Source organism: Vibrio sp. MACH09 (genome assembly GCF_033238805.1).
Lineage (GTDB): Bacteria > Pseudomonadota > Gammaproteobacteria > Enterobacterales > Vibrionaceae > Vibrio.
Window position 1 is genome coordinate 1,326,668 of the sequence record NZ_BSFZ01000002.1, and the last position, 14,566, is coordinate 1,341,233.

14 protein-coding genes are annotated in these 14,566 nt (G+C 43.0%); 6 read left to right on the top strand and 8 right to left on the bottom strand.

From position 1 onward, the window contains the following. Nucleotides 1-200 precede the first annotated feature (200 nt). Nucleotides 201-503 (top strand): hypothetical protein, encoded by a 303-nt coding sequence (locus CHJ_RS21105; RefSeq protein ID WP_317918926.1) that lies wholly within the window; start codon nt 201-203, stop codon nt 501-503. Between the two features lie 275 nt (nt 504-778). On the opposite strand, the gene CHJ_RS21110 is transcribed toward CHJ_RS21105, so the two are convergent. After that, nucleotides 779-925 (bottom strand): hypothetical protein, encoded by a 147-nt coding sequence (locus tag CHJ_RS21110; protein WP_317918927.1) that lies wholly within the window; start codon nt 923-925, stop codon nt 779-781. A gap of 225 nt (nt 926-1,150) precedes the next feature. Here CHJ_RS21110 and CHJ_RS21115 point away from each other — a divergent pair, with 225 nt between their 5' ends. Both CHJ_RS21115 and CHJ_RS21120 read left to right on the top strand, forming a co-directional pair. Then, nucleotides 1,151-1,372 (top strand): hypothetical protein, encoded by a 222-nt coding sequence (locus CHJ_RS21115; protein ID WP_317918928.1) that lies wholly within the window; start codon nt 1,151-1,153, stop codon nt 1,370-1,372. A 144-nt stretch (nt 1,373-1,516) separates the two neighbouring features. After that, nucleotides 1,517-3,313 carry an ABC transporter ATP-binding protein/permease gene (locus tag CHJ_RS21120; RefSeq protein WP_317918929.1) on the top strand — a complete coding sequence of 599 codons (1,797 nt, stop codon included), beginning with the start codon at nt 1,517-1,519 and terminating at the stop codon, nt 3,311-3,313. A 71-nt stretch (nt 3,314-3,384) separates the two neighbouring features. On the opposite strand, the gene CHJ_RS21125 is transcribed toward CHJ_RS21120, so the two are convergent. From CHJ_RS21125 to CHJ_RS21150, 6 genes are all read right to left on the bottom strand, one after another. Then, nucleotides 3,385-4,689: a TRAP transporter large permease gene (locus tag CHJ_RS21125; protein WP_317918930.1), complete on the bottom strand. Its 1,305-nt coding sequence runs from the start codon at nt 4,687-4,689 to the stop codon at nt 3,385-3,387. Between the two features lies 1 nt (nt 4,690). Next, on the bottom strand, nt 4,691-5,182 hold the full coding sequence (locus tag CHJ_RS21130) for a TRAP transporter small permease (RefSeq protein WP_171753632.1): 492 nt from the start codon (nt 5,180-5,182) through the stop codon (nt 4,691-4,693). 82 nt (nt 5,183-5,264) lie between these two features. Continuing rightward, the gene (locus CHJ_RS21135) at nt 5,265-6,224 is read right to left on the bottom strand and encodes a TRAP transporter substrate-binding protein (RefSeq protein WP_171753587.1); all 960 of its coding nucleotides are present in this window, start codon (nt 6,222-6,224) and stop codon (nt 5,265-5,267) included. A 480-nt stretch (nt 6,225-6,704) separates the two neighbouring features. Further along, nucleotides 6,705-7,445 carry a DNA-binding transcriptional regulator YciT gene (locus CHJ_RS21140; protein WP_317918931.1) on the bottom strand — a complete coding sequence of 247 codons (741 nt, stop codon included), beginning with the start codon at nt 7,443-7,445 and terminating at the stop codon, nt 6,705-6,707. 110 nt (nt 7,446-7,555) lie between these two features. Next, nucleotides 7,556-9,979 carry a formate C-acetyltransferase/glycerol dehydratase family glycyl radical enzyme gene (locus CHJ_RS21145; protein ID WP_317918932.1) on the bottom strand — a complete coding sequence of 808 codons (2,424 nt, stop codon included), beginning with the start codon at nt 9,977-9,979 and terminating at the stop codon, nt 7,556-7,558. 2 nt (nt 9,980-9,981) lie between these two features. Beyond that, nucleotides 9,982-10,881: a glycyl-radical enzyme activating protein gene (locus CHJ_RS21150; protein ID WP_317918933.1), complete on the bottom strand. Its 900-nt coding sequence runs from the start codon at nt 10,879-10,881 to the stop codon at nt 9,982-9,984. A 201-nt stretch (nt 10,882-11,082) separates the two neighbouring features. Here CHJ_RS21150 and CHJ_RS21155 point away from each other — a divergent pair, with 201 nt between their 5' ends. The 3 genes from CHJ_RS21155 (at nt 11,083) to CHJ_RS21165 (ending at nt 13,821) form a co-directional block, all read left to right on the top strand. Then, nucleotides 11,083-11,757 (top strand): fructose-6-phosphate aldolase, encoded by a 675-nt coding sequence (locus CHJ_RS21155; RefSeq protein WP_317918934.1) that lies wholly within the window; start codon nt 11,083-11,085, stop codon nt 11,755-11,757. A 203-nt stretch (nt 11,758-11,960) separates the two neighbouring features. Further along, nucleotides 11,961-13,142: an amino acid aminotransferase gene (locus tag CHJ_RS21160; protein ID WP_317918935.1), complete on the top strand. Its 1,182-nt coding sequence runs from the start codon at nt 11,961-11,963 to the stop codon at nt 13,140-13,142. Between the two features lie 28 nt (nt 13,143-13,170). Beyond that, nucleotides 13,171-13,821, top strand: coding sequence for an ATP-dependent zinc protease (locus CHJ_RS21165; RefSeq protein WP_317918936.1), 651 nt, complete (start codon nt 13,171-13,173; stop codon nt 13,819-13,821). Between the two features lie 43 nt (nt 13,822-13,864). On the opposite strand, the gene CHJ_RS21170 is transcribed toward CHJ_RS21165, so the two are convergent. Beyond that, the gene (locus CHJ_RS21170) at nt 13,865-14,470 is read right to left on the bottom strand and encodes a DUF2238 domain-containing protein (protein ID WP_317918937.1); all 606 of its coding nucleotides are present in this window, start codon (nt 14,468-14,470) and stop codon (nt 13,865-13,867) included. Between the last annotated feature and the right edge of the window lie 96 nt (nt 14,471-14,566).

A 14,566-nucleotide genomic window follows, 5' to 3' on the forward strand; every position in this document is an offset into this window, starting at 1 on the left:
GCAGATGAGAATGGGTTGGTTTGAATCTTTTTTAAGATGCATGTCCTCGTTATGCACTCGTTATGCACGACGATAAAATTTGTTCGTAGTAACCCTAGTTCTATTCGTCCTGATGTCTTAGATGTTACGTATACGATTGACGGCAAGCAGAAAACTGTTAGTTTTGAAAATGAATCCAATAAAATCCCGGAGATTATTGAGTGATCACTAAAGATATAGAAATTGTTAAAAATATTTTTTCGCTATTGGATGAAGGTATTGTTAATGGATACGATTCTTTCCGATACAAGGTTGAAGTATATGAAGGCTACATGGAGAGCGAGTTGGAAGTAGAATTCAATGGTGAACAATCAACAAGCGCTGACACAAACTATAACAGCGCTGTTTTGTATGATTTCGTTAAGCAATTAAAAAGTAGTGCATTGAGTAGAGGTGAAAACTGGAAGTCTTTTCAGATCTCTTATCAAATTGGTGAAGAAGTGAAAACAAGCTTCAAATACTGAAATACGAGAACTCAGACGCCACTTATCCGAGTGGCGTCCTTTCATGAACCACTTAACTAGTTAACTGGGACCATCCATCTTAATAAACATCTTTATGAGACAGTTATTTCTGCCCCCCCAAAAGTTACAAGTCATTAAAGATCCAACAGGGACATGCATCTTATGAAAAAACTAATATAAGTTTTTTGTAGAGTTTTCTATCTTTAATAGCTAATTGAATTTATTAAGATAATTATGAAGAAAGGCACCTAGAAAAGGTGCCTATCTTTTATCCGTTACTCTTCATCCTGATGCTTAAACTGGTTTAACAACGTCATCAGAAAAACACGTATTTCGTTATCTATTGGGGTGTTCTCGCAGTTTGCGTTGAGGATAAAGTCTTCGACTTGAAGGTAGAAATCAGGTTTGTTTTGATGGGTCATGGTGACTCCTAGTGATGAATTATGTCTAACACCACACAAAGGTTCCAATCTTAGGGTGATGAACTGAACAAGGTTGGAACTACCGCCACACTAGGAAAACGGCGCGCCGAAGCGCCCCTGTCCAGCTCACCATAATTAAGTGTCTGCCTGAATACTAGACAAACTCACTTTCTTCAGGTGTGCTGAAGCCGCACATTAAAAGGCCAGCATAAAAAGCTGGCGACAATGCGCCCAGTGTTAGTCATTGCGGTGTTCCAATCCCGGCACTGGATTTTGCCAGTGCCGGGTAAGCATATGTTTTATCGGGTTTCTATGTCAATAACTGGCTGGTGGTTTGCGATAGGTTTGGTGTTTTTTATCAAATATTTATTAACCACTCGGTCAGTGACCAACAAAACGGTCGCGAGAATAAACGTGCAGCGAATTATGGATGCGCTTTGCTTATAGCCATTTAGGAACTGATGTTGCCTGAAATATCGCCAGATGAGTGGGAATGGATAATATTTTCGAGTAAGGGATTGAAATCGGTCTCTTGAGAGGGCAGATCAAGAGAGTGACATCAAACGCTCAGAGAGCAAAAAAGGGAAATCTATGTCTGAAAACAGTTTCGACGCATCGGAAGTTATCGGCAACAAAGATAATAAACGGCTCTCCATTCTACTGGAGCTTTTACAATTTGTCCGTCCGTATAAATTAAAAATAGCGGCAGCCCTTATCGCACTGGTTTTTACCGCATCGGTGATGCTTTCTGTCGGGCAGGGCGTAAGAGTATTGATCGATGATGGATTTGCCCAGCAATCTTTAGAGCAGCTAAAAAATGCGGTGCTGTTTATCTTTATTGTTACCGTACTGATTGCTGGTGGTACCTTTGCCCGCTTTTATCTGGTGTCGTGGCTAGGTGAAAGGGTGAGTGCAGATATCCGTAAAGCGGTGTTTAATCATGTAATTACCCTTCACCCTAGTTATTTCGAAACCAGCGGCAGCGGTGACATTATGTCGCGGCTGACAACAGACACCACGCTACTTCAAAGTATAATCGGCTCTTCTTTTTCTATGGCGATGCGAAGTGTGTTGATGTTTATTGGCGCATTGGTGATGCTGTTTGCTACCAATATCAAGCTGACCTTGATCGTGCTGGCCTCAGTTCCTTTTATCTTGTTGCCTATTCTAATTTATGGCCGAAGGGTAAGAGCTTTGTCGAGAAAGAGTCAGGATTCAATGTCTGATGTCGGCAGTTATGCCGGAGAAGCGATAGAGCATATTAAAACGGTTCAAAGCTACGTCAGGGAGTCACAGGAGAAGGCCTCTTTTGCTCGTGAAGTTGAGTCGGCCTTTCAGGTGGGCAGAAATCGCATCCAACAAAGGGCAACTTTGATTGCAGGTGTCATCATTATTGTGTTCGGAGCCATAACTGGAATGCTTTGGGTTGGTGGCAGTGATGTTATTTCTGGACAGATGAGTGGTGGTGACCTTGGCGCATTCGTGTTTTATTCCATTCTTGTCGCTTCTTCTTTGGCAACGATTTCTGAAGTGCTGGGAGAGTTACAGCGTGCAGCGGGGGCAACCGAGCGCTTAATTGAGGTGCTTCAGGTTGAGAGCCATATTGTTCCGCCGGTAGAGAATGCCGCCGATGCTTCTGCTCTGAGTGCGGAACTCAGTTTTAATCAGGTTAACTTCTGCTATCCATCTCGTCCTGCACAGCCTGCGCTTGCCAGTCTTTCCCTCAACGCTGAACAAGGTAAAGTCCTTGCGCTGGTCGGCCCTTCAGGGGCAGGAAAAACAACGCTGTTTGAGTTGTTGCAACGATTTTATGATCCTCAATCGGGTTCTATTGAGTTTGGTGGCACGGATATTCGTCAGCTGGAGCCAACGGAACTACGCCGGCAGATGGCGCTGGTTCCCCAACAACCGGCACTGTTTAGTAGCGATGTTATGCACAATATCCGCTATGGCAACCCTGATGCAACGGATGAAGAGGTTGTTGCAGCAGCCAAACAAGCCATGGCGCACGATTTTATTATGCAGTTGCCTGAAGGGTACCGCAGCTTTCTTGGTGAGCGTGGGGTTAGGTTATCCGGTGGTCAGAAACAACGTATCGCCATCGCTAGAGCGATCTTGAAAGATCCTCATATTCTTCTGCTGGATGAAGCCACCAGTGCCTTGGATAGTGAGAGCGAACACCATGTACAAAAAGCGCTTGAACAACTGATGAAAGGTCGCACCACCCTCATCATCGCTCATAGATTGTCGACCATTCAACATGCTGACAAGATAGCCGTGCTGGATCAAGGACAACTGGTGGCAACGGGTAATCATCAAACCTTGATGGAGGAGTGCCAACTCTATCAGCGATTGGTAGAGCTTCAGTTTAAACATATGCAGAACTAATGCTCAAAGAAATGTATAAGCTTAGAAAAAACATCCGTCTTCGCGTGAAAACGGATGTCCAGCCTAAGGGATCAGTTGATTAAACCAAATGCTCTTGGTAATGCCAAACTGATGGATGGAATAAAGGTGATTAGTAATAAGGTAACAATCAACACCGCGCAGAACGGTAATATTGATTTAATCACACTTTCTATTTTAGCCCCACTAACACTACAGCCTACAAAGAGTGCGGTGCCTACTGGAGGGGTGGCGATACCAATGCAAAGGTTAAATATAATCATCATCGCAAAATGAATCGGGTGCATGCCAAGTTGTGTTGCAATAGGCATAAAGATAGGCGTAAAGATCAAAACCGCAGGGGTGAGATCCATAAACATACCGACCACAAGTAAGATGATGTTCATAAGGATGAAAATGATAACAGGATTATCAGAGATAGAGAGCATCCATTCGCTGATCATGCTAGGCAAGCCGGTAAATGCCATTGCCCACGACATAATGGTGGATGCACCGATCAAGAACAGCATAATGCCAGTGATCTCTGCGGTTTCCACACAAATGGTTCTTAACTCTTTTATGCCTAAACTTCGATAGCAGAGTGATAGACCAAATGAATAGAGTACTGCTATACAGGCTCCCTCTGTTGCGGTAAAAATGCCGCCAATGATGCCACCAATAACCACAACAACTAAGCCTAAACTTGGTATCGCACGCCAAGTAATGGTCAGTTTTTCGCGTACAGTTAGCGTAATTGCCGCACTTTTATACCCTTTCTTGCGGGCGATCATGTAAGCGACAACCATACAACTTATACCCATCAGTATTCCTGGTACGTACCCTGCGATAAATAGCGCGGCAATTGAAGTGCCACCACTTACAACAGAGAAAACAATCAGTGAATTACTTGGTGGTATGAGTAAACCTGCGGGGCAGGAAGCAACATTAACCGCGGTAGAATATGACTTGTTGTAGCCTTCTTTTTCTAATTCTGGTTCTAAGGTTTTACCAACTGCGGCTGCGGCAGCAACAGCAGAGCCGGATACCGAACCAAATAACATGTTGGCAAGCACGTTGACATGGGAAAGCGCACCGGGCAGACGACCAACTAATAACTTGGCAAACTGAACCAGTCGAGTTGCGATACCGCCTCGGTTCATAATATTACCCGCCAATATGAAGAATGGGATGGCAAGTAAACTAAAACTGTCTATACCCGTTACGATCTTTTGGCCAGCCGTCATAAAAGCAACATCCATAGGTAGGATGGTGCACATGATCACCAATGAAGACATTGCAATGGCAATTGCAATAGGCACACTAAATGCGATTAGAACTAAGAATAAACACAGCAACCAAAAGCCGATGGAGATATCCATATCACTGTTCCTCTCTTGCTGATTGAACGGGCTTATACACATCGATGGTGCTTAGGGTTAAATAGATAACCATAAGCAGCCCTGTTAGTGGTAAGACTAAATAAACGTACGCCATAGGAATCTGTAACGCTGGCGAGTACTGCATCATGGTTCTCCCCATAAGCAACACTCCGCCTTTAATCATGGCTAAACTGATGAATACAATAGAAATTAAGTTGATAAGTGCATGAAAGTGTTTACGGTATTTGTGGTTAACAGAACCAATAAAGAGCGTTATTGCTAAGTGACCGTTTTTACCAAACAGGTAGCTCGCTCCACTCAAACCAAACCAAATCATGGTGTATCGAGCTAACTCGTCGGTAAATGAACTGGGATCATTCAGCACATAGCGGCTAAATACTTGCCAAGTAACGGTAATCACAAGAGTGACAATCGCGAACCCACAAAATGTGAGAATCGATTTATCTAATATGGCTTTTAGCCGACGCAAAATTGAATGCATCTTTCCTCCACGTCAAAAGTGGTCATATCGCCCTCCGGAAAGGAGGGCAGAAATAAAGGGATTAAATGGCGAGTTACATAGCTTCGATTGAGTTGATGTACTCTTTTAAGACAGGATCTTTCTTAGCGGTTTCAATCATAGGTAGAACCTTTTCGCGGAACTTGCTTGTATCCACCTCGATGAAAGTAACGCCAGATTCTTTTGCAATCTTCATGTTCTTGTCATCTGTTGCAGCCCAGATCTTGATCTCTTCTTCCATAGATTCAAGCGCGGCTTCTTTGACGATTTTTTGTTGTTCTGCAGTTAGTTCATTCCACGCATTTTCAGAGATCATGATAAGGTCAGGTGTCATCATGTGTTGATCCATTGCGTAAAATTTAGCTACTTCAGAGTGCTTCATCTCCACAAGACTAGAAATGTTGTTTTCTGCTGCGTCAATAACCCCTTGCTGCAGTGCTGTATATACTTCAGTAAACGGTACTGGCGTAGCGCGTGCGCCAAGTAGGCGAACCATTTCCATCATAGTTGGAGATTCTGGTACACGAATTTTCAACCCAGCCAGATCTTCAGGAGTATTGATTGGTTTTGCGCTGTAAAAGCTACGGGACCCAGAATCGTAGAGTGTTAGTCCAATAAACCCCTTGCCTTCACTTGATTTGAGGAGTTTCTCAGCAGCTTCACTACGCATGAAAGTGTGCATATGGTTAGAATCACGGAATAGATAAGGGATCGAAATTGCTTTATAAGTGGGTTCGAATGATTCTGCTAATGAGCCGTTAATTTTTGCCATATGCAGAGCGCCTGTTACGACTTGTTCTGCTTGGTCTCGTTCGGATCCTAACATGCCATTAGGGAAGATCTTAACGTTAATATCTCCAGCTGATTTTTCTTTTACTTTATCTGCAAAGATAACCATTCCAGCGTGTGCAGCACTGTCTAAATTCATAGCGTGGCCTAAGGTAAGGGTTTTAGCATTCACGGCAAATGTAGATAGAACAGAGGTGGCGACTAATGTTATCAGAGTTTTCTTCATGTTGTTTTTCCTTGTTTTCACTTTTGTATTATGGGGATAATAACGAGTCCGCTTATTAGTGTGACTGTATTAGCGTATTATTGTATGACAAATAAAATTAGAGGAAATAGATCTGAATCTCATTCTGATTTTTTATGCAATATTTTTAAAAAATTAGCGCTTTACGTCACACTATTTGGGTTGATATTTTTACACAAATGCTATCCATAATGACTGATTTATAAACTGGTTATTTTTAAATATATCAATATATTCAATTGGTTAGGTTTTATGCGATTGTCGAAGAAACTTGAGGCGTATGGTCTGTTTGAGATTTTCTTGGAATGAGTAAAGCTAAATAGATTATGTTGGCCAAATTATCCCCGGAAAGGGAGAATTAAACGGAGATAACGACCGTTAAAGAGAGTATAAGTGGAGGGCTTTTTGTAGAACAGCTGGATACTTGAAAGTTTTTCTCGGAGCCGTTGCCTGTCAGATGTGTTACCCCAATATCACTTCAATGCCTTGTGCTTTAAGGTAAGCAATATCCTCTGCTGGTGCGGCATTATCGGTTAGTAGAATGGAAATCTCGCTAGGATCATTAATGCTAGAAGGGTAGATTTGGCCAAACTTACTTGAGTCAGTTAACACAATATTACGGCGTTTTTTACTGATGATGGTATCCGCTATTTCAACGCGCATCATATCTCTGCTGGTAAAGCCAGTATCTTGATGATAGCCGTCTATCCCTAAAAACGCGGTACTAAAATGGATGTTGGCAATGCAAAGCTTGGTTAAAGGGCCAACTAAGCTCTCTCCTTGATGCTGGTACACGCCACCAAGCAGAATAATATTGGCAGAAGAGTTGCGAATAAGATGGGCGATGTAAGCTGACGGGGTAATAATGGTTACGTCCCCGCGCTCTGCTAGCGTTCTTGCTAACAATGCGTTCGCGCTTCCGCCTTCGATTAATACGGTTTCATTAGGCGCTACAAGGTCAGCCGCTTTGGAAGCAAGGGCCTGTTTAATATCAAATCGCACTTCAAGACGTGAATCTATGTCATCACTCTGTAGCGCGACAGCCGCGCCGTGAACGCGTTTTAAGTATCCCTGTTGCTCAAGAAAATTGAGATCCTGTCTTATGGTGACACCTGATACACCTATTGTCTCGACCAAGTCTGTGACTTGCACGCGTTTGCGTTGGTTTACAATTTGCAGAATTTCATTTTGTCTTGAGTTCACAACATTACTCCAAGTAAAAGATGAGACTATTGTAACGCCTCTTTCTTTCATATGAAAAGGACTTGAAACATAAAACAAACTTTATATAACAAGTCCTCTGCACTTACAGGTTAAATTTCATGCTCTGTTCGAGCAATAATATCGTCCTGAGCATCGGGAGAGAGGGCAGTGAAGAAAGCAGAGTAGCCTGCCACACGAACCACTAAATCACGGTATTGCTCAGGATTTTTCTTTGCTGCGAGCAGAGTATCCCGTGAAATAATGTTGTATTGAACATGCCACCCTTTATGGTGATTAAAGAAAGTTCGAATAAGCATCGAAAGCTTAAGTTTATCTTCCTCAGACTCGACTGCCGCAGGGCTCAATTTTTGGTTTAGTAACACTCCACCAAGGATTTTGTTGGCCGGAATTTTGCCAACCGAGTTATAGACAGCTGTAGGACCTAAGCGATCAGAGCCTGATGCAGGGCTCGCACCTTCAGCAAGTGGCGTGTTGGCTTTACGGCCGTCCGGTGTCGCCATGGTAGATGAGCCAAAAGGCACATTAGCAGAGATGGAGGAGGTTCCCGCATAGTAGCCTCCGCCTATTGGGCCACGACCATGACGAGTATTTACAAAATTCTCTACCTCATCAATATAGATTTGGTAGGCTTCTGCAAGTAGAGAGTCAACCGCGTCATTGTCGTTACCGTACTTAGGGGCAAAGTTTAAAATTCGCTGACGAAGTTGCTCCTGTTGAGATGACTGGAAGTTTTCAGCTAGTGCATTTGCAAGTTCAGGCTGGGTTATCTGCGCGTCGTCGAAGACCATATGTTTGATTGCGGCGAGGCTATTACCGAGGTTGGCAATGCCGACCTGAAGGCCAGAGACCCAGTCATATTTTGCGCCGCCTTCTTTGACGGTTTTACCGCGTTCTAGGCAGTTGTCTACTATCGATGAGCAAAAAATATCGTGCGCTTGCTGTTCAAGAACTGTGTCGACTACGGTATCTATCTCTATGGACTTACGAGTGTAGTAACGCACTTGATCCGCCCAAGACGCCATAACTTCATCAAAGCTATTGAAGTTGCCGTCTGCCAGTGACTTATCATGCGCTAAGAATGTTTTACCAGAGGTGGCGTCTTCACCTTTATTAAGGGCAGCCAACAAAATACGAGCAAAGTTAATAAAGCTCATGCCGGTACAGCGATACCCCCACTTGCCGGGTACGGCAGTCTCAATGCATCCAATAGAGGCATAGTTGTATGCATCTTGCCGTTCGACTCCTAAGTTAATGAACTCTGGAATCACAATCTCATCGTTATTGAATGCTGGCATACCAAAGCCACATTTAATGACGTCGATACAGGCCATCAAAAACTGTTGATTCAAGTTTTGGTGATATCGAACACTTAGATTAGGCTGGGTAGAACGTAATTGACCACAGGATTCTAAAATCACCCAAGAGAGTGGATTAACCGCATCTTCTGCTTCTCCCTTGTTATTGAGTTTTTGACCGCCAATACAGACATTTTGATAAAGAGGCGAGCCTGCAGACGCTTTAGAGTGCGCACCTGAGCGGATCTTGTTTACCTCTAGCAGTTTTAGCCAACAGCTTTGCAGAAGCTCTATCGCGAAACCTTTGTTTATTTCTCCGCGGCTAGTGTCACTGAGATAGTAGTCATTTAAATACTGATCCATTCTTCCGAATGAAAGCGAGTGACCATTAGATTCAAGCTGCAGTATTAGCTGTACGAAATAGCACAGCTGTAGCGCTTGCCAAAAGTTATCAGGTGCGTGATAGGCGACATGGCGGCAGTTATTCGCGATGGTTTCAAGTTCTTCTTTGCGTTTTGCTCGTGTCTCTTTTAACGCCATTTCTGCAGCTAAGGTTGCGTAGCTGGCGATATGTTGCTGGATGGCGGATAGAACGATTTCAGTGGCTTTATAGAACTGCTCTTTCTTTAAGCCATCGAACGTTGCGGTGTCATTGTTGCTGCGGTATTGACGTACTTCGTTGATGAGTCCGTTCATGCCAAGGGATAAGATCTTTTCGTTATCTACCGCTAGGTGTGCATCACCTGAGGTCATATTGCCTTCAGCTTTGATGATGGTGGTGGCAAGAATCGCTTGCTGTTCTTCGCTAAATAGCCCGTAACAGCGATCTTGAACCGTTTTACCTCGCCAATAAGGTGTTAGGGCGTGTATTGTTTCTTTATCTTGGTTACTCACCGCAAAACCGGCTCCCGGTCTGTCAGCAAGTTCATCAATTTCGCTTTCAATCCAACGCACTGTGTATTCAGGGAAAATTGGTGCTGCACGCAGTTTGCTGGCTTGGTTTCCAACTATCAGTTCATCGTTCTTTATCCAAATCGTCCGTGTTTCAAGGTGCTCTTTTAAAGCTAACGCTCTTTGGATGATTATAGGCTTATCTTCATTCGCTTTATAAGCATTGGTATAAGCCTGTGCTCGCTCGGTACAGATAGGAGGGGTAACGATATTAACCAGTTCTGATTTGTGAGATTTGATGCGCTCAGGTAGAAAATGTAACTCCATAATTAACCTCTTACAGTTACGTTAAGTTGAGTGTTCTCTCTTGCGTATAGCTGTGCTCTTTCTAGTAACTCAGGATTGTTGAGTGGTTTGTCAGAACAAAGATAAGGCATATCGAGGAGACGATATTTGTTGATCCCTAGTGTGTGGTAGGGAAGTAAGTGAAGTTCGTTGCAGCTTTCAAGTGAAGCGGCAAAGTTAATGATCTCTTTCAGTTCGTCATCGGTGTCATTGAACTCAGCAACGACAGGAACGCGAATAACGATGCGTTTAGCGATGGAATCTAACTGTTTTAAGTTGTTTTTAATGCGTTTGGCTGAGCCTTTTGCCCAGCTGAAAAATTTTTCATCATCGGTATGTTTTAAGTCCGCAAGCCAGCTGTCTATATGAGGTGCGGTTTGTTGTATGTTTTTCCACGGCACGTGCAGGCAGGTTTCAATGGCGGTCGAGACACCATGTTGTTTAAGTTTTTCTGCTAATACGGAGACCAAACTTGCTTGCATTAAAGGTTCGCCACCAGAAAAAGTGACACCGCCGCCGCTTTGATCGTAGAAAGGTTTGTCTTTCATTAAGGTATCGAACAACTCTTCAGATTTCGACTGTTGACCAACGACAGTAAGGGCTTGAGTAGGGCAGAGATCTTGCAACGCAATGAGTTGCTCTTGATTAAGCATTTGTCGGTTAATAGTAACTTTTCCGTTTAAGCGCTCAATAGCACTGCCTTGATTGCAGCATAAAGAGCAGTCGTTAAGGCAACTGCGCTCATCAAACAAAAGAGAGTACTTTTCACTGCGACTTTCAGGATTTTGGCACCATGGGCAAGCGAGGCTACATCCCTTAAGAAATAAGATTGAACGAATACCGTCACCATCGTGAGTTGAAAATCGTTGAATGTTGAAATGCATGCCTATTACCTTTGTCTCAATGGTTAAATACTAACGATCGCCAAGTTAGCTTATCGTTCATTTCTGATTTGCTTTTATTATATGAAGTTTGTATGCTTTCAAATGAAATTTCAATTGATTTATATCAAGATCTGATTCGATTGTCAGATCTATAGTGATCGAAACAACAAATGGTCTTATTGAATATGAGAGATATTAGAAATGATTGAACTTTACTTAGACACCGCAGATGTAGAACAAACCCAGCGTTTTAATCAATGTTTACCCCTTAAGGGCATTACCACGAATCCGACTATTCTCGCTAAGTCTCAACAAGGCCTTACAGAGACACTAAAAGAGATGCAAAGTGTTTTGGGTGGCACTCCGCGCTTTCATGCTCAAGTAGTGAGTAACACCATTGAAGGTATGGTAGAAGAAGCTCAACAGCTCAATGAGTTGCCCTATGATATTGTGGTTAAAGTGCCTGCTACAGAGAATGGATTAGCGGCGATTAAACGCATTAAAGCACAAGGCATTCAAGTATTAGCAACTGCGATATATTCTGCCCAACAAGGATTTCTCGCAGCACTGTGTGGCGCCGACTATCTAGCGCCATACGTTAACCGAATTGATGCAATGAACGGTAATGGGGTAGAGGTTGTTGCAGATCTGCAACTTCTGCTCGACCAAAATCAGCTTGCGGCAAAAATCTTAGCGGCGAGTTTTAAAAACACGCAACAAGCAATGGAAGTGATGAAACTAGGCATTGAAGCGATTACGCTGCCTGTAGATGTCGCCGCGGCAATGTTTGCCCACCCCGCTGTTGAGCCAGCTGTCGCTCAATTTGATAAAGACTGGAAAGAAGCATTTGGTGACAAGCGTTCATTTGAAAGCTAAGAGAATAACGTAACATTGGATATTTCAAGGTATAAAGAGGCGAATAGTCGCCTCTACTGACATGTTAGCTACTTATCTTATCAACAGCGTTGATGCCTTAAATCAGCGAGTTAAGTTCACTTGCCGCTATAAATCTCTTTTGATCTTGCGCAACTAATGATAACTTGGCTTCAATACTTGAATTGTAAAGGAATGTTACTTTCATGTTCTCAAATCTACCAGTACCACTTCAGGATCCTATCCTTTCTTTATCCGTTGCGTATCGTAACGATCCCCGCTCAGAAAAAGTAGATCTTGGCATCGGCGTATATAAAAACAGCCAAGGCCAAACGCCAATTATGCAGGCGGTTAAAGAAGCACAAATCATACTATCTGAAACTCAAACCAGTAAAGCGTATGTCGGCTTGGCGGGTTGCGAGCAGTTTAATCAATCTATGGTTGATCTATTGCTGTCAGGGACATCAGCAATGGACAGAGTCTCGGCCATTCAAACCCCCGGTGCGAGTGGGGCATTACGCATGCTTGGAGATTTAATTTCCGTAGCGCAACCGGGTACGACCGTTTGGCTAAGTAATCCAAGCTATGTTAACCATAAACCTGTTATGCAGGCTGCGGGCTTAAATGTTCGTCACTATCGTTACTTTAGTGCTGAAACTAAACAAGTTGATACCGCGGCGATGTTAGAGGATATTGCACAAGCTGGCCCCAAAGACGTGGTACTACTGCACGGTTGTTGTCATAACCCGACCGGAGCCGATATTGACTTTGATTGCTGGAAGGCGATTACTGAGCTAAGCCATAAAAATGGTTTCTTACCCTTTATTGATATCGCTTATCAAGGCTTTGGTGACGGTTTGCAAGAAGACGCCAAAGGTCTTAGATATATGGCCGATAACTTGCCTGAGTGCTTAATTACCACTTCTTGTTCGAAAAACTTCGGTCTGTATCGTGAAAGAACCGGCGCGGCGATTGTGATAGGTAATGATAAATCGCAAGCGGATAATGCTAAAGGCAAACTAATGCAGCTTGCCCGAGCTACTTACACCATGCCGCCAGATCATGGTGCCGCGATAGTAAGAACCATACTTTCAAGCGATGCATTAACTCAAACATGGAAAAATGAGTTAGAAACAATGCAGTCCAGATTGGTTAATTTACGAGCAGCACTTTGCAACGAATTCCGCTCAGTTCACAAATCGCAACAGTTTGATTTTATAGAAAGTCACAAAGGTATGTTTACTGTGCTAGGTTTTACTGAAGCACAAATGAGTAAGTTAAGAGAAAGCTACGGTATTTATGGTGTAGGTGACGGTCGAATTAATATTGCAGGCCTGACGGAAAAAGACATCCCTTACGTAGCAGATGCAATTATTAACGTCTTATAAAAACAATAAAAATGGCTTAGGAGTATTTATGATCAGTTATAAATCGACAATATCGGTACTGTTTTGTTTTTCTTTGGTGGCGTGTTCTACAACCAGTGTTCAAACTGACTCAACTGTAGATCCAAAGCCTGCGACTGAAGTTAAAACAGAGCAACCAGTAGTAAATCCTGAACCTGACGTTGTTGTAGAAAAGCCAGTTGAAGTGGTTGAAGAGAAATCTGAACAAAAGCCGCAGCCACTTCCGACTAAAACAGCAGATGGTAAGTTGATTTTAGGTGAACAAGAGTGGGTTTTTATCCCTGGTTTGGATAAAAGTTTTAAAGCCAGAGTGGACACAGGCGCAACCACATCTTCTATTAGCGCAGTAGATATTGTTCGCTTTGAACGTGATGGTAAAGACTGGGTGAAATTTAAAATTGAGCATGACAATATTTCATCGAATGAAATCAGTTTGCCAATTTTGCGTTGGGCTAAAGTAAAACAGTCCGGATCGGAAGAGATACAGAAGCGTCCAGTGGTAACCGCCTGGATAGAAATTGGCGATCTTAAAGATAAAGCGGATTTCACTCTATCGGATAGAAATCACTTAGAATTTCCTGTTCTTTTAGGAAGAAGTTTCTTCCGTGATGTGGCGCTGGTGGATATTGGCCGTAAATTTGTACAACCGAAAAAGAAATAATGATATCCCCGTTAAGCGTATGACTTAGCGGGGATTATTTTATCTATTGGGGCTGTTTGTATTTGATGGCGAACACTATCAATGAAACTATCGCGCCTAATGTGTCACAAAGCATGTCTTTTTGTGCATCCCATATATCTCCCTGAGAACCAAGAAAAGCGATGCCTTCATCTCCTCCGGCAACAGCCGCATACCACCATTCGATGATCTCGTAACCCGCGGCAACACTCATCATTGCAAACAGTCCAAACAGAGCAGAGAGCAACTTGCTGCTGTGACCGTTCTTATAGAGATACTCAGCAATTGGGAAAGCGTAAAGTCCGATAGAGAAGTGGGCTACGCGGTCAAAATTGTTTCTCTCTGAGCCAATCAGTTGGTTAAACCAATCAAAGGGAACTTCTGCAAAAGTGTACTTAGATCCTATGGTGTGCAACACCAGCCAAATAAACATCATAACGTATGCAGTGCGGCTAAAACTAAATTTAGCTGACAGTAGAAGTATGCCTGCCAGTATTAAAACCGCAGGAATAATCTCAGCAAACCAAACGGCTCTGGACAAAGGGTCAACAGCGGAAAACAGTAACACTAACCCATAGAGAGCGGTTAAAAGTTTAACGGTGCCAGTTAAGGGTTTTATTGATGCTGACATAGGGATACTCTCATAAACATATTTTATACGGTATAATTATGAACACTGTACAATTAAGGGCGAAAAATTGCAATCCATAAGCAAATGTTATCAATA